The sequence below is a fragment of the Pseudomonas gebzensis genome (genome assembly GCF_034427815.1).
Taxonomy (GTDB): Bacteria; Pseudomonadota; Gammaproteobacteria; order Pseudomonadales; family Pseudomonadaceae; genus Aquipseudomonas.
Window position 1 is genome coordinate 456757 of the sequence record NZ_JAXQNS010000001.1, and the last position, 15500, is coordinate 472256.

17 protein-coding genes are annotated in these 15500 nt (G+C 55.9%); 11 read left to right on the forward strand and 6 right to left on the reverse strand.

Annotated features, from left to right (window positions below):
- Positions 1–54: 54 nt before the first annotated feature.
- The 11 genes from fliJ to flhB all read left to right on the forward strand — a co-directional run bounded on the left by fliJ (position 55) and on the right by flhB (position 8805).
- Positions 55–507: a flagellar export protein FliJ gene (fliJ, locus tag SJI00_RS02115; RefSeq protein WP_322460453.1), complete on the forward strand. Its 453-nt coding sequence runs from the start codon at positions 55–57 to the stop codon at positions 505–507.
- 434 nt (positions 508–941) lie between these two features.
- Complete coding sequence (locus SJI00_RS02120; RefSeq protein ID WP_322460099.1) at positions 942–1289, forward strand: Hpt domain-containing protein; 348 nt, start codon at positions 942–944, stop codon at positions 1287–1289.
- 78 nt (positions 1290–1367) lie between these two features.
- On the forward strand, positions 1368–2597 hold the full coding sequence (locus SJI00_RS02125; RefSeq protein WP_322460100.1) for a flagellar hook-length control protein FliK: 1230 nt from the start codon (positions 1368–1370) through the stop codon (positions 2595–2597).
- A gap of 437 nt (positions 2598–3034) precedes the next feature.
- Positions 3035–3535: a flagellar basal body-associated protein FliL gene (gene fliL / locus SJI00_RS02130; protein WP_322460101.1), complete on the forward strand. Its 501-nt coding sequence runs from the start codon at positions 3035–3037 to the stop codon at positions 3533–3535.
- 9 nt (positions 3536–3544) lie between these two features.
- A complete protein-coding gene (gene fliM, locus SJI00_RS02135) occupies positions 3545–4513 on the forward strand; it encodes a flagellar motor switch protein FliM (RefSeq protein WP_322460102.1) in 969 nt (322 codons plus the stop codon).
- Between the two features lie 48 nt (positions 4514–4561).
- Entirely contained in the window at positions 4562–5017 is a 456-nt protein-coding gene (gene fliN / locus SJI00_RS02140) for a flagellar motor switch protein FliN (RefSeq protein WP_322460103.1), read from the forward strand.
- Positions 5018–5323: 306 nt separating this feature from the next.
- Positions 5324–5719 (forward strand): flagellar biosynthetic protein FliO, encoded by a 396-nt coding sequence (fliO, locus tag SJI00_RS02145; RefSeq protein WP_322460454.1) that lies wholly within the window; start codon positions 5324–5326, stop codon positions 5717–5719.
- A complete protein-coding gene (gene fliP / locus SJI00_RS02150; RefSeq protein WP_322460104.1) occupies positions 5716–6471 on the forward strand; it encodes a flagellar type III secretion system pore protein FliP in 756 nt (251 codons plus the stop codon). The genes fliO and fliP overlap by 4 nt, the downstream gene beginning before the upstream one ends.
- Before the next feature lie 138 nt (positions 6472–6609).
- The gene (gene fliQ / locus SJI00_RS02155) at positions 6610–6879 is read left to right on the forward strand and encodes a flagellar biosynthesis protein FliQ (protein ID WP_322460105.1); all 270 of its coding nucleotides are present in this window, start codon (positions 6610–6612) and stop codon (positions 6877–6879) included.
- Between the two features lie 7 nt (positions 6880–6886).
- Positions 6887–7663 (forward strand): flagellar biosynthetic protein FliR, encoded by a 777-nt coding sequence (gene fliR, locus SJI00_RS02160; protein WP_322460455.1) that lies wholly within the window; start codon positions 6887–6889, stop codon positions 7661–7663.
- Entirely contained in the window at positions 7663–8805 is a 1143-nt protein-coding gene (flhB, locus tag SJI00_RS02165; RefSeq protein ID WP_322460106.1) for a flagellar biosynthesis protein FlhB, read from the forward strand. Before fliR ends, flhB begins: the two co-directional genes overlap by 1 nt.
- Before the next feature lie 238 nt (positions 8806–9043).
- Here the strand turns inward: flhB and SJI00_RS02170 are convergent, their stop codons facing one another.
- From SJI00_RS02170 to SJI00_RS02195, 6 genes are read right to left on the reverse strand one after another with little or no spacing between them, the layout of a single operon-like run.
- Positions 9044–10252 carry an MFS transporter gene (locus SJI00_RS02170; RefSeq protein ID WP_322460107.1) on the reverse strand — a complete coding sequence of 403 codons (1209 nt, stop codon included), beginning with the start codon at positions 10250–10252 and terminating at the stop codon, positions 9044–9046.
- Between the two features lie 49 nt (positions 10253–10301).
- Positions 10302–11381: an amidinotransferase gene (locus tag SJI00_RS02175; protein WP_322460108.1), complete on the reverse strand. Its 1080-nt coding sequence runs from the start codon at positions 11379–11381 to the stop codon at positions 10302–10304.
- Positions 11374–12324: a cupin-like domain-containing protein gene (locus tag SJI00_RS02180; RefSeq protein WP_322460109.1), complete on the reverse strand. Its 951-nt coding sequence runs from the start codon at positions 12322–12324 to the stop codon at positions 11374–11376. The genes SJI00_RS02175 and SJI00_RS02180 overlap by 8 nt, the downstream gene beginning before the upstream one ends.
- Positions 12321–13079, reverse strand: a complete 759-nt coding sequence (locus SJI00_RS02185) for an SDR family NAD(P)-dependent oxidoreductase (RefSeq protein WP_322460110.1) — start codon at positions 13077–13079, stop codon at positions 12321–12323. Before SJI00_RS02185 ends, SJI00_RS02180 begins: the two co-directional genes overlap by 4 nt.
- 15 nt (positions 13080–13094) lie before the next feature.
- On the reverse strand, positions 13095–14159 hold the full coding sequence (locus tag SJI00_RS02190) for an aromatic ring-hydroxylating oxygenase subunit alpha (RefSeq protein ID WP_322460111.1): 1065 nt from the start codon (positions 14157–14159) through the stop codon (positions 13095–13097).
- Between the two features lie 11 nt (positions 14160–14170).
- Entirely contained in the window at positions 14171–15427 is a 1257-nt protein-coding gene (locus tag SJI00_RS02195; protein WP_322460112.1) for an ATP-grasp domain-containing protein, read from the reverse strand.
- Positions 15428–15500 lie beyond the last annotated feature (73 nt).

A 15500-nucleotide genomic window follows, 5' to 3' on the forward strand; every position in this document is an offset into this window, starting at 1 on the left:
AGCCGGGTCGAAGGTTGCGCGGCACTCGCCGGTCCAGCCAAAGGCAGCCAGGCCATGAGCATGCCAAGCCGCGCCGCGCGCCTGGCGCCGGTGGTGGAGATGGCCGAAGAGACCGAGCGCAAGGCGGCGCAGCGCCTGGGCCAGTTCCAGCAGCAGGTGAACGTCGCTCAGGCCAAGCTCAGTGAGCTGGAGCAGTTTCGTGCCGATTACCAGCAACAGTGGATCAACCGCGGAGGGCAGGGCGTCGATGGCGCCTGGCTGGTCAACTACCAGCGCTTTCTTGGCCAACTGGAAACCGCCATGGGCCAGCAGCGCCAGAGCCTGACCTGGCACCAGAACAACCTCAGCAACGCCCGGGGTGCCTGGCAGCAGGCCTACGCGCGGGTCGAGGGGCTGCGCAAACTGGTGCAGCGCTATATGGACGAAGCGCGACGGGCCGAAGACAAGCGCGAGCAGAAGCTGCTCGATGAACTGTCCCAGCGTTTGCCGCGACATGAGTTTCCGTAGGGCAGCAGATGGCAAGCCGGGCAGCGCCCCCGTCAGTCGCCAGGGCGGCGCAGCCGACCCAAGGCTGCCACCGCTATCCGCTGAGGGTGCGCTGCGCCTGAAGGGGGCCGGCTGCGCCGGCCATCGCGGCAATAGCCGCTTGTACTTTCGCACGGTCGGAGGTGACCGGCCGCGCGAGCATCCCGCCAAGGGGCCCAGCTGAACCCCATGCTTTTCCGACAAACGCCTCGCATTCAGCACACCCTGACAAGGTTGGGCGCTACACTTCGACCACCTTGCGGAACCTGCCCCGGTGGCAAGCGTCTGATCGTCGACCGATGACCGCCCAGGTTGGGCAAGCCGGGCAGTGAGCAGAGGGCGGGAATGCAAGGCAAAGGGGTTGGCAGGGCAGGGCTCGCCAGCCAGGTAATCGAGCTTGATCAAGGAGTGAGCAAGTGATGGACATGCATATCGATCACGAGGTGTTGAGTGACTTGCGTGAGGTCATGGAAGACGGCTACCCACAGTTGTTGCAGACCTTTCTGGACGACTCCGAGCGGCGCTTGAGCCAGTTGCACGACGCCAGGGACGCCAGCGAGTTGGGCCTGGCCGCGCACAGTTTCAAAGGCAGCAGCAGCGACATGGGCGCGGTGGGGCTGGCCGAGCTGTGTCGTCAGCTGGAAGAGCGAGTGCGCCAGCAACCGCTGTACGGCATCGAGGACCTGATCAACCGGATCGATCTGGAATACCGTGAAATCCAGCACTTCTACCGCGGCGAGCAAGACCGTCTCTCCACCGGCTGAGAAACTGGCGCGACTCTTGCTATAGCTTTTGCCATAGCAGCCAGATGCTGTTCAGCCCTTTGGCGCGGAGACCGATCGATGCCTGTCGCACCCAATCCCTTGTTGCAAGCCCCGCGCGCGGCGCAGTCTGTCAGCGCCAGCGCTGCCGTCGCGGAAAAACCGCAGCAGCCGGGGGCTGGCCGGTTCGACAACGTATTGGCAGGGCAGGCGCGCAACAAGCCGGCCCACGCCGACAAGCATTCGGCGCCCGCAGCTGACCCCGGCAATGCGCCAGGCCCAGGCGCCTCAGGCATTGCCGCTGGCGGCAAAACATTGCCAGACACCGCGCAGGGCGCGGCTGACGATGACATCGGCACCGTGCGCGATGCCAACCTGGTGGCCGGGCAGGTCACCGATGCCGCGCCTGGCGCGCAACTGCTCCAGGCCCAGGCGCAAGTGGTCGCGCCCCTGCTGCAAGCTGCCGTTACCGACCCGCAAAGCCAAGCAGAAACGTTCGACCCCGCTGCCGATGCGCTGGCGGGCATGCCGACCTTGCGTCTGGCCCTGGAGCAGAACGCCAAGGCTCAGGGCGTCACCTCGGCGCACGCCCAAGCGACTGACGCCGACACTGCCGATGGCCCGACGACCGTCAATCCCTTGGCGACCCAGCTTGCAGCGCTGGAAGGGGAAGCCGAGGGTGGCAAGCCTGGCGAGAAATCGTTCGGCGGGCTGATCGACGACGGTCTCAAGGACCTGAAATCGGCCAGCAGCGACACCCGCGTCGACGATTTCGCCAACCGGCTGGCTGAACTGACCCAGGCGGCCACGCCCAAGACCGCCAACGCTGTGCCGGTAACACCCCTGCAGCAACCGCTGCCGATGAACCAGGGCGCCTGGACCGAGGGTCTGGTCAATCGGGTGATGTACCTGTCGAGCCAGAACTTGAAATCCGCCGATATCCAGCTCGAACCCGCAGAGCTTGGGCGGCTCAATGTGCGCGTCAACGTGGCTGCCGATCAGGCCACGCAGATCACCTTCATCAGCGGCCATATCGGCGTGCGTGATGCCCTCGACAGCCAGATGCACCGCCTGCGCGAGCTGTTCACCCAGCAGGGCCTGCAGCAGCCGGAGGTCAACGTGGCGGACTTTTCACGCCAGCAGCAGCAACAGCAGCAGAGTCCACAGGACTCGTCAGCCAACGGCGGCAGCCTGTCGGGCGTCGCTGCACGGCGCGCCGAAGCAGCTTCGGCCGAGCCGATCGCTGACGCTGGCCGTGTCCAGCACCAGCAGGTGGTGATCGGCGACAGCGCAGTGGACTACTACGCCTGAGGTTAACGGTGGGTATCAAGGGTCGGACAGTGGTGCTGCAAGTGGGCCGGCTTCGCCGCCCATCGCGAGCAAGCTCGCTCCTACCCTGAGATTCACACGGTCCTGTAGGGGCTATTGCCGCGATGGGCGGCAGCGCCGCCCTCATACAAGCGCCGACCGCTAACTGAACACACACCCTTGCAGCCGCTAGAGCGGCTTCGCCGCCCTGGCTCAAGCGGCTCCTACCGTCTGACGCAACGCCGCCGCAGCCAGTGGCGCTATGCCAACGCTGTACCGACTTGACCGCAGCGCCCGACGAGACGTTGCACAGTGAAGCAACCCCCTGTGCCACAGCGCAGGGCGCTGTTACGAGCGAGCCTCCCTACGAGAATTGGCATGCCCTTTGCTCCACCCCGTTAATCCACCCTGCAACCCCTGACGGACGACGGATTATTGGCATGGCCAAGAGCGAAGCAGAAAAAGACCCCGCGAAAAAAGGCAAACTCAAGCTGATCATCCTGGCCGTGGTCGGGCTGCTCCTGGCCATCGGCCTGTCTGTGGGCGCCACCTGGTTCATCATGCACAAGAACGAGCCGGCAGCCCCCAGTGCGGAGGCCGCCGCCGGCGCCGGCAAACCCAAGGCCATCTATGAAACCCTGACCCCAGCCTTCGTGGTCAACTTCAACCAGAACGGTCGCCAGCGTTACATGCAGGTCAGCATCAGCCTGCAGGCGCGCAACCAGGCCGACCTCGACGCGCTCAAGGTGCACATGCCGGTGATCCGCAACAACCTGGTGATGATGTTCTCCGGTCAGGGTTTCGACACCCTGGCCGGCAGCCCGGTCGGCCAGGAAATGCTGCGCCAGAAAGCCACTGCGGTGGTTCAGGAAGTGGCGCAGAAAGAAGTCGGCAAGCCGGTCATCGACCAGCTGCTGTTCACCAACTTCGTATTGCAGTAGGAGCGCCCGATGGCTGTGCAGGACCTGCTGTCCCAGGATGAGATCGATGCCCTGTTGCACGGGGTGGACGATGGTCTGGTGCAGACCGAAAACGCCGCCGAGCCTGGCAGCGTCAAGAGCTACGACCTCACCAGCCAGGACCGGATCGTGCGTGGGCGCATGCCCACGCTGGAAATGATCAACGAGCGTTTTGCGCGCTACACCCGCATCAGCATGTTCAACCTGTTGCGCCGCTCGGCCGATGTCGCCGTCGGTGGCGTGCAGGTGATGAAGTTCGGTGAATACGTGCATTCGCTGTACGTGCCCACCAGCCTCAACCTGGTCAAGATCAAGCCGCTGCGCGGCACTGCGCTGTTCATCCTCGACGCCAAGCTGGTGTTCAAGCTGGTGGACAACTTCTTTGGCGGCGATGGCCGTCACGCCAAGATCGAAGGCCGCGAATTCACCCCCACCGAGCTGCGCGTGGTTCGCATTGTGCTGGACCAGGCCTTCACCGACCTCAAGGAAGCCTGGCAGGCGATCATGCCGGTGAACTTCGAGTACATGAACTCGGAGGTCAACCCGGCCATGGCCAACATCGTCGGGCCGAGCGAGGCTGTGGTGGTGTCGACCTTCCATATCGAACTGGACGGCGGCGGTGGCGACCTGCACGTGACCATGCCCTATTCGATGATCGAGCCGGTGCGCGAGATGCTCGACGCCGGTTTCCAGTCCGACCTGGACGACCAGGACGAACGCTGGGTCAAAGCCCTGCGCGAAGACGTGCTGGATGTGGCCGTTCCGCTCACGGCCACCGTCGCCCGCCGCCAGCTCAAACTGCGCGACATCCTGCACATGCAGCCCGGTGACGTGATCCCGGTCGAGCTGCCCGAGCATCTGGTGCTGCGCGCCAATGGCGTGCCGTCGTTCAAAGCGCGGCTGGGCTCGCACAAGGGCAACCTGGCGCTGCAGATCATCGACCCGATCGGCCGCCGCTGACCGCGCGCCGCTCGCACTCTCCCGAACTTCACGTCTGTCGAGGACACCATGGCAAACGAAAACGAAATCACCTCCGCCGAGGACCAGGCCCTGGCCGATGAATGGGCGGCGGCACTGGAAGAAACCGGCGACGCCGGCCAGGCCGACATCGACGCACTGCTCAATGGCGATTCCGGCCCCGGCCGCATGCCGATGGAAGAGTTCGCCAGCTCGCCGCGGCCGAACGAGAACGTCAGCCTGGAAGGCCCCAACCTGGATGTGATCCTCGACATTCCAGTGAACATCTCCATGGAGGTGGGCAGCACCGAGATCAACATTCGTAACCTGCTGCAGCTCAACCAGGGTTCGGTCATCGAGCTCGACCGCCTGGCCGGCGAGCCGCTCGATGTGCTGGTCAACGGCACGCTGATCGCCCACGGCGAAGTGGTGGTGGTCAACGAGAAGTTCGGCATCCGCCTGACCGACGTGATCAGCCCCAGCGAACGCATCAAGAAGCTGCGCTGAATGGGGCGCATGAGCCGGGCTGCCGGGAGCGTCGCACTTCAGGTTGGCGAGCAGACAGCGGTCTGTGCTGCCCCGGCCGCCGTCGAGGGTCCGCTGCTGAGGGGCGAACCACGGCCGCTCGGGCGTATGGCTGCGCTCATCGTGCAGGCGGCCCGGCGGCGTGCCCGCCACCGAGCGCTGGCCGCTGACCCGCTGAGCACCACCTCCACTGGCCTGGCGCCGGCTCGCCGCCAGCACGGGCTGCTGTCCAGACGCGTGTCATCCCTGCTCACTGGCGCTGCCATCGCCTACGCCAGCAGCGCCGCCATGGCTGCCGAGCCGGCCACCACTGCTGCGGTCGGCGCTACGCCCGCCGGCCTGGGCGGTCAGGTGGTGCAGCTGATCCTCGGCTTGCTGCTGGTGGTGGGGCTGATCTTCTTTCTCGCCTGGCTGCTGCGCCGGGTGCAAGGTGTCGCGCCAGGGCAGGGGCACTTGATCGAAGTGCTGAGCAGCCGCGCCATCGGCCCACGTGATCGCCTGCTGCTGGTGCAGGTGGGCAAGGAGCAGATCCTGCTCGGCCATAGCCCCGGCAACATCGAAGCGCTGCACGTGCTCGCCGAACCGGTCGAAGTGCCGGTCGGCAAGCGCACCACGCCCACGCCGGAATTCGCCCAGCGCTTGCTTGAGCTGATGGGCAAGGATCAGAAGGACACGCCGCGATGACTGGCGCTGCGCGCATGCTGTTGACCCTGGCGCTGCTGCTGGCCGCGCCCCTGGCCCTGGCCGCCGACCCGTTGTCGATTCCAGCCATTACCTTGACCAACACCGGTGATGGCCAACAGGAATATTCGGTCAGCTTGCAGATTTTGCTGATCATGACCGCGCTGAGCTTCATTCCGGCGTTCGTCATTCTGATGACCAGCTTCACCCGCATCATCATTGTCTTCTCGATCCTGCGCCAGGCACTCGGCCTGCAGCAGACACCGTCGAACCAGATCCTCACCGGCATGGCGATGTTTCTGACGCTGTTCATCATGGCGCCGGTGTTCGACCGGGTGAACGAGTCGGCCATCCAGCCGTACCTCAACGAGCAGCTCAACGCCCAGCAGGCGATCGACAAGGCCCAGGGCCCGATCAAGGACTTCATGCTGGCGCAGACCCGACAGAACGATCTGGACCTGTTCATGCGCCTGTCCAAGCGCACCGACATCGCCAGCCCCGACCAGGCGCCGCTGACCATTCTGGTACCGGCGTTCGTCACCTCGGAGCTGAAGACCGCGTTCCAGATCGGCTTCATGATCTTCATTCCGTTTCTGGTCATCGACCTGGTGGTGGCCAGCGTGCTGATGGCCATGGGCATGATGATGCTCTCGCCGCTGATCATTTCGTTGCCGTTCAAGATCATGCTGTTCGTGCTGGTCGATGGCTGGTCGCTGATCATGGGGACGTTGGCAGGCAGCTTTGGGGGCGTTTAGCGGTGGTAGGCAGGGCCTCTGTGCGCGGTCTGGCAGCGTCGAATCGAGCGCACGGGCCGGTCCCTGCCTCATCGCGCGCAACTCGCTGTTCGCACACCGTCATTCCACACTGCGCCTGGCGCCCGGGGAGATTTCGCAATGACACCTGAAGTGGCCGTCGACCTGTTCCGCGAAGCGTTGTGGCTGACCACCGTGATGGTGGCGGTGCTGGTGGTGCCCAGCCTGTTGGTGGGCCTGATCGTGGCGATGTTCCAGGCCGCCACGCAGATCAACGAACAGACCCTGAGCTTTCTGCCGCGCCTGCTGGTGATGCTGGTCACCCTGATCGTCGCCGGGCCCTGGCTGGTGCAGAAGTTCATGGAGTACATCAATACGCTGTACACCAGCATTCCGCAGCTGATCGGCTGACATGGCCGTGTTCGAACTGACCGACGCGCAGATCTCGACCTGGGTCGCCAGCTTCGTGTTGCCGCTGTTTCGCGTCACTGCACTGCTGATGACCATGCCGATCATCGGCACGCGCATGCTGCCCACCCGCGTGCGCCTGTACGTGGCAGTGGCGATTACCTTCGTCATCGTGCCGGGGCTGCCGCCGCTGCCCGAGGTCAATCCGTTGAGCCTGCAAGGCCTGATGCTGTGTGCCGAGCAGGTCATCGTCGGCGCGCTGTTCGGCCTGGCCTTGCAGATGCTGTTCCAGGCGTTCGTGATTGCCGGGCAGATCGTCGCCGTGCAGATGGGCATGGCCTTTTCCTCGATGGTCGACCCGGCCAACGGTGTCAACGTCACCGTGGTCAGCCAGTTCATGACCATGCTGGTGAGCATCCTGTTCCTGTTGATGAACGGCCACTTGGTGGTGTTCGAAGTGCTCACCGAGAGCTTCATCACCTTGCCCGTAGGCAGTGCGTTGTCGGTGGATCAGTTCTGGCAGCTCGCCGGGCGCATGAGCTGGGTGCTGGGCGCAGGGCTGCTGCTGATCCTGCCGGCCATCGCCGCGCTGCTGGTGGTCAACATCGCTTTTGGCGTGATGACCCGCGCCGCGCCGCAGTTGAACATTTTCTCCATCGGTTTCCCGCTGACACTGGTGATGGGCATGGTGATCTTCTGGGTCAGCCTGGCCGACATACTCTCGCACTATCAAGGCTTGGCCAGCGAGACCCTGCAATGGCTGCGTGAACTGGCGAGGGCGCGCTGATGGCCGAAAGCGAGAGTGGTCAGGACAAGACAGAAGAACCCACCGAGAAGAAGAAACGCGACGCCCGCGAGAAGGGCGAGACCGCCCGCTCCAAGGAGCTCAACACCGTCGCGGTGACGCTGGGCGGCGCCATTGCGCTGCTGATGTTCGGCGGCTATCTGGCGCAGACGCTCATGGAGCTGATGCGCATGAACTTCAGCTTGCCCCGCGAGGCGCTGGTCGATGAGCGGGCCATGGGCATCTACCTGCTGACCTCCGGCAAAATGGCCATCTGGGCCACCCAGCCGGTGCTGGTGCTGCTGTTCGTGGTGTCGTTCGCCGCGCCCATCGCACTCGGCGGTTTTCTGTTTTCCGGCAGCCTGCTGCAGCCCAAGTTCAGCCGTATGAACCCGCTCTCGGGGGTCAAGCGCATGTTCTCGCTCAACGCCCTCACCGAGCTGATCAAGGCCATCGCCAAGTTCATCGTGATCCTGTGCGTGGCGCTGATGGTGCTGTCCAGCGACCGTCAGGCGCTGCTGGCCATCGCCAACGAACCCTTGGAGCAGGCCATCATCCACAGCTTGCAGGTGGTGGGCTGGAGCGCGGTGTGGATGGCGGCGGGGTTGCTGCTGATCGCGGCGGTGGATGTGCCGTTCCAGCTGTTCCAGGCGCACAAGAAGCTGAAGATGACCAAGCAGGAAGTGCGCGACGAGTACAAGGACAGCGAGGGCAAGCCAGAGGTCAAACAGCGCATCCGCCAGTTGCAGCGCGAAATGTCCCAGCGACGGATGATGGCGGCGGTGCCGGATGCCGACGTGATCATCACCAACCCCACGCACTACGCCGTGGCCCTGAAGTACGACCCGGAGAAGGGCGGCGGCGCGCCGTTGCTGCTGGCCAAGGGCAGTGACTTCATCGCGCTGAAGATTCGCGAGATTGGCAACGAGCACAAGGTGCAGGTGCTTGAATCCCCGGCGTTGGCGCGGGCGATCTACTACTCCACCGAGATTGAGCAGGAGATTCCGGCGGGGTTGTATCTGGCGGTGGCGCAGGTACTGGCGTATGTGTTCCAGATTCGGCAGTACCGGAGTGGGCGGGGTAAGGCGCCGGATCCGTTGAAGGGGGATTTGCCGATTCCAGAGGACTTGCGGCGGGATTCGTAGGCTCAGTACAAACTCGTTGAGGGTTGCATATAAGTTCTGTGTAGATGTAGCGGTGTGAATTTTTGCGAGCTCACCAGCGAATTACGTTTCAAAGGTTATCATCTGATCAGCCATTCGATCATGGTGTGCTGGCGATCGTAAAGCTGCTCAAGTAATTTGAAAAGCCAGTTTTGAGTGCAGGGTCGATTGAATTCGGTGTGTATCTATAATACCTATAGTATTCAGCGGTCGCAGAATGTCATTGCCGAGATCCTGATTCACTAGTCCTGCGCTTGGTTTTAGAGAAAATCGAATCAACGTGAATTCCTAACAAAAAAAGAAACGATATCAGAGCTAATATTAAGGAGACGACGGGTAGCCTATAAAGATCGGTGGAGTATGCAATCAACAAACCTGACACAGTCAGCCCCCCAAAAGAAAATGCGTAAAAAATACTCATTACCGAAGCGACTCGGTGTTTGGGGCAGGCGACCAGTAAGCTATTCATTGAGACCATAAAGCCGATCTCAAAAAAAACCATATAGACGAAATAGAAAAATAGTGATGTGGCTGGATCCTTCGTAGCAAACGGTGCGCTTAGAAATGAGCAAGTAAAAAATATCGATAAAAAAATTAAGATGTTTTTATTTATTTTTAGTGCCGGCATGGAGTTTGCAATCAATAGTCCTACCAAAATTCCACCGCAACCAATTAATTCTCCTGTTATGCCTTTTTCCAATCCGAAGTCAAGCCATGCTAGAGGAATCCAAGTGCGTGCGATTTGATTATATGACTGGAAAATAATCACGACCCAAGAAAGGTAGATAAAGTACAAGCGGATCCTTGGATTATTCCTGATTTCTAGTAAACCCGCCCAGCTAGACTTGAAGTCGTTGGCTGCAGGCTTTGCATCGACACATGCATAAACTATCCCTGAGCAAAGTAGGGCGGAAACCAAAAAAGTGAGGCCGTCGATGAGTGCAATGTGCAAAATGGATATTTTAGAAACTAGAAAAAATCCTGCAAGTGCCCCTAGCGCTTGCCCTAAAAAGCTGCCGCCCATTACCAAATTGTTGGACTTTTCGAGTTTTGAAGGAATGGCGAAATTTTTAACGCTGACGCTTCTAAATGTTTTAGTTATAATTTCCAGAAAGCCGCGTATAGCTAAAATGCAATAACCCATAAAAAGCCATTCAAGCTGAATAAAAAATCCTAATAAAATAGTAGAGATAGCAGATGCGACCTCAGCCAATATTAGTCCTTTCCGTGGTTCATGGTTGTTACAAGTCCTTACCGCTAGCGGAAGCAGGAAAATCGCAGGCAAAAACTGAGCGATGTAAACGCCTGAGGCTTTGAGTGCAGATGCGTCTTGGTCGAATAAACTTAAAGCCAAAGCTGAAACGAGCAGCGTCGTACCAGCAGAACTGATCAGTGTAGATAAAGATAGCAAAACCATCGAAATATTCATGGCGGAAATTCCTATGCTCTCTCCTTGCGAAGGGGAGAGCAAAAAATGGCTAATCGATATATGACATCAGTTTTCCCTGCCTACGTACATCGCATGTTACACAATGAAAGGCCCCTCCAAATCTCATAACATTTCTAAAAGGTACTGCGACTATCTCGAATCCCCACTCGGTTAACATATCGATAAGCGGGGTCTCCTGTTCTTCAACGATAACAGTCTTGGGATCAAGCATCAGGACGTTCATATTTGTCCAAGTGCTGGACATGTACATTGTATGACTGATGGGAATCGTCGATTTGGGAGCGTACCTGACATCCCAGCCTTTGAGCAATTCTGGAGAGGCAGGCATGCGTTCCGGATTCAGGAGGATTTTTCCAGGGGCCAAGGGCATAAATGTAGCATCTATATGCATAGGCGCAGAGTCTATAGGGGTAATTATGTGAATATTATATTCTTGACTGATATGGCGTTTAACCCACTCGATACCTATTGAGTTTGTTACATGGCTGAGTTGAGCGAAAATATCGTTTCCGCATTTGATGAAATCTGCAGCGTCAAATACCGGTTCGAAATCATTAATAACAAATTTATTGCTTCCCAACGGGTCCGTTTTATCATAGTCAGGCTGATAAAGGTCGTCTAGGAGTTGAGGCTTTGGAGCACTAATCCATTTGGCACCATCTCGGAAATATTCCTTGAGTAGAGGGCGATAAGCATCAATTTCAAAGTACCTTGATCGCCACGACATCGGAGATTCGATTATCGTGTCTCCTATCACCAGGAAAATATCCCTAGGCATCGCTGCGTAAAGTCCACAGGGAGCAGCCCAGTTCTGGGTACTAAAGGGTTTCGCATGATCAGTGCGAGCTGGACGTGCAACTTTGATACCACGTTTTGCAATGAGGTCGGCAAGCCCGTCGAGTTCTATGCACGCAGCATCATAGTGCTCCGGAGGCATCCTATTGCCCGCTTCTCGAATAAAAAAGTTCTTACTTTCATCTGGCATCGTTGCCTCGAGCATGACGTCCCATTGAGGAACAGCTGCGCCTTGCATAACGCCGACGATCACTTCCTCTAAGGGATCCCACTCGTTATGCGAATTTACCCGAATTGTATGAATTTCATTCATGGCGAGTTCCTTTTACAGTGGTTTTTGACTTGACTGGATTGTTTTCTTTTGAAAAGTCGCCGCTCAGCAAATAGTTGAACATTCGCTCTCCTGTGGATTGCGGCGTAAAGAAAAAGTCTCTTTTGTATTTGCGTTTCAATAAGGAGTAGGCGATCATGTCTCTTGCAGTTCGAGCCAAGTACTTTGGACCTAAGCGAACTAGCATTTTGCAATATTCACTTCCAGGTATGGGTTGGCCAAACCAATGGTTCACCGAAATGGAGGGAGTTTTAGATTTGAGGTAATGCCACCAGCCCTTGGGGATGAACATGATGTCTCCCGGGCACAGTTGGTATTTGTATACCCTCGCTTTCTTGAATTTAGGGAAATCTTCAGGATGGAAATTCTCGCAGTCAATGCGGCTGTTTACAATGTTATCGAGATAGGGGTAGACATGCGGAGTATCTTCAAATGGGATTAAATACACGGTTTTGTATCCGTGCACTTGGAGAAATAAATTATCTTTCAAATCCGAGTGCAGTCCTGAGCACGTGCCTCGCGACCCTATCCAAAGTCTTGTGTCGGAACCGCCTGGGTAGCCATCGCTGATGTCAGTGAATGGGAAGTGCTTGTAAATCTCGTCAAAAAAAGCATCTGAACGTACATATCCTAAATAACAGGGTCTGGCCTGTTCGTCATGTGCTAAATGAACAAAATCATCAAAGCGCATGCGTCTCTCGTAAAACTCATAGCCTCCATCCAGGTGTCCTCCCGTCGTAGGCAGGTCTACTAATGCTTTTACTGGTTTATCGCCAATTATTTTTTTAAGACTTTCAAAGTTCCATTTGGATCCCGGCCAGTGTTTGGCAAACCCTTTTATGATGGCGGGGGAGCTAAGCTCTATAAAGTGTTTTAGAATAAATTTATCTGAGGTTTTTATCACCTTGAGGTCTGTGATATTCATGCGCTGGCCAGTCCCCCAACGGTCTCACCGCCGTCAATCACAAAATTATGGCCAGTAGCAAATTTTGCATGTTGTGAAGCAAGAAAAAAAGCTAGGTCAGCCACTTCTTGCGGTTCACCCAACCTTTTGAGCGGAATTTTTTCAGCACAGGCTGTAATCTCATGTGTGGTGTATTCTGATTGTTGCATTGGCGTGGATATGTAGCCTGGGCTGATCGAGTTAACTCTGATGCGTGGCGCAAGTTCCAAGGCAAGGCATTTGGTCATTTCAATAACGCCTGCCTTGCTTATGTTGTAACTGATGTAGTTTGGCATGGCAACCATTCCACTGACCGACGCTGTATTTATGATTACAGAGTCACTGTCTTGCTTCAGCATGATTAATGCGGACTCTTGAGCCATAAAAAACGCAGCCTTGATATTGGTGTCCATGACTGCATCCCAGCTATCGGAGGTCACGTGCAAAGCGGGCTCGCGAAGGCTGATTCCTGCATTGTTTAACAACACGTCAATGCCCTGGAATGCTTTGAAAACTGCCGCCATTGCTGATTTTCTTGCAGAATCCGAAGTAATGTCAGCCGATAGAAAAATCTCGACATTACTAAAATCTGTGCGTCTTGAGCGGTCTGATATCACAGTTTTATCAATAATTGCTACGCGATGACCAGCTTTCGCGAACGTTTTGGACATGGCAAGGCCGATCCCTGAAGCACCGCCTGTTACTACAACTCTTTTTCTGCATTCCAATTCTTTCATAAGAGTCCCTCTATTCTAGTTTTGGTTTTCCATGAAAAATTGCCAGGTTTTTTGAAAGTGTTTGACGCCAAGCTCATGTTCGCCTGCCGTGGCGTTGATGAAAAAGTGGCTTGAGTAGGTGCTGGCTTGTAAGTTTCTGCAGATCGCGAAATCTTCTTCCATGTCGTTGTAAATATCAGTTTTCAATATCGCTAGATCGATTGGAAAATCTTTCTGTTGCTGTGCTGTCTGGAAAACAGGAATCTCAATAATCGTCCGGGTGGCATTCATCGGCTTGAGGATGAAGAGTGACATATGATTCCTGGCGGGCTGCAAGGTCAAAAGCGGAAAAATGTAACCTTGTCTTGAAATTCCTGAAGGCTCCCATAAATATTTCGAGTGCTGGCTAGGAGGCGTATTCCGGTAAGGCATGGGGATTTGAATATGCGGACCGCATGGAATCGTCCTGACGCCATTGAAGTCAAATGCGGCTAGAGTCTTAGGGTGTACATAGGCAAAGTGATAATCCTCAACGTAGTTCTCTACCAGTATTTTCCAGTTAACAGGTTCATCAAATTTGAATCGAGCAATTTGCCTCATCTCTTCGTAAGGAAATTCATAGTCTCCTAAGTAATCGATATAGCCTTTGAGCCACTGTTTGAGAGGCTTAGCATTTTCGCTGGCATTTGCAAATACAAATCCTCTCCATACCTCCACTGAAACAGGTCTCAAATAAAGTTTGTCGGTATCAAGGTTTTCAAACCATTGTTGTTTGGGAATGTGATGAACAGCGCCGTTCTCAGTAAAGCTCCAAGAGTGATAGGGACACACGATCCGTCTACAGATACCGTTGCCTGCCAGTATTTGTGCACCCCGGTGCGGGCAGATGTTATGAAAGGAACGAAGCGTGCCGTCCGCAATTTTCAAAACGAAGATTGGCTCGTTGCCTAGCGTTGCTGTGACATAGCTTCCAGGTTCCGACAACTCACTCTCATGACAAATATACTGCCACGTTTGGCTGAAAATACATTTGCATTCCTTGTTGAACGTGTTCGGATCGCTATAGTCCGAGCCTATTATTTGAGTTTTTAAGTCGTTCATTGTATTGCCTTCTAGTGAAGAACGATTAAATGGCCGGCAGCTTCCCACTCTCGGATTTTTTTGTAGTCGCTATCAAGCTGAAGCATGCTGTCGTGCATCAAATAGACGTGCCCGACCTTGGTAGGCAGGTCTGTAGTTTTTTTGACGTAGTCACCCACATCAGGTGTTCTCGCGATCATGCAGAAGGAAGGTAGCGTGACCAAAAGCACGTTACTGTTGTTCTCTTTGACGACGCCCGCGCGCGCCATGATTAAGTTCACTACGCGAAGCGTTTTTGTCATTACATAGCGAGTGTTTATGTTTTCTAGGAAATTCAGTGGGTCTACATATCTCTTCAGCGTCATGGTCATGTGGCTATCACCAATCGCTTCGAGTATGGGAGCGGAAATTATTCCACCCTGCATGCGTGCGCCGCATTCAATCAGTACCGGTCCCTCCTTAGTGAGAATTATTTCAGTATGGCTGGCACCCTCTTCGATGCCCAGCGCTGTCAAAACCTTTTTTGTATATTCAATGATAAGTGCCTGACTGTTCCCCTCATAAGGGATCATCGTCTCGTAATCGTATAGGTTTCCAACGCCCCGAATGTTCAATCTTTGTTCGTGCCATAGTTCGGTAATTCGGTGTTTCCCTCCGATGCTCACGCCATTGACTACATACTGCTCACCTTCTATGAACTCTTGAACCAGTACCGAATCGTTCACAATGCCTACTACGTTTTTTTTTCCAAAAATGGTCCTGAATGCAGCTAGTGCCTCGTGCTCCTCAAAGCAGATCCTCACATCTTCGCTTCCCATCGCGTCAACCGGCTTAACGACCACGGCACGGGAATTGATTTTTGTAGTGGCATCCAGCAGTTCTTGCTCCGAGGAAACTAGGTATTGTCTTGCGCAACTCAAGCCTCGTTCGGAAATCGCTTGCGCCATCAGGTATTTGTTGCGGCGCTTTGCACTCGTTTGTGGGTCATTTCCGCTCAGGCCTAAAGAGGCTGACAGCAGGTCCGCCAGTTCTATCCCTGGTTCGCTCCCTGCTATTACAAATTCAGGGCGATATGCCTGCACTGTCATCACCAAGTCCTCACGCGTCAGATTGGAGGCGTGGAGTAGCACATCAAATAGTGTAGGGTTGAAACTTTTGATATAGCTGGGTGATATCTCTTTCCTGGCTTGTACGTGCACTATAAACCAGTCAAGTTCTTTCAGTGCCCCTGCCAGTTCAGCGCCTGTGCTGTGCCCGTCTACTATGCAAGCTACGCGTTTCTTAACCATTTCTAATACCTAAAATTCAATTGAGGTGGAAATCGGTCTGAAAGCGATCTGAGCTATGGTTTTATCTGATGAC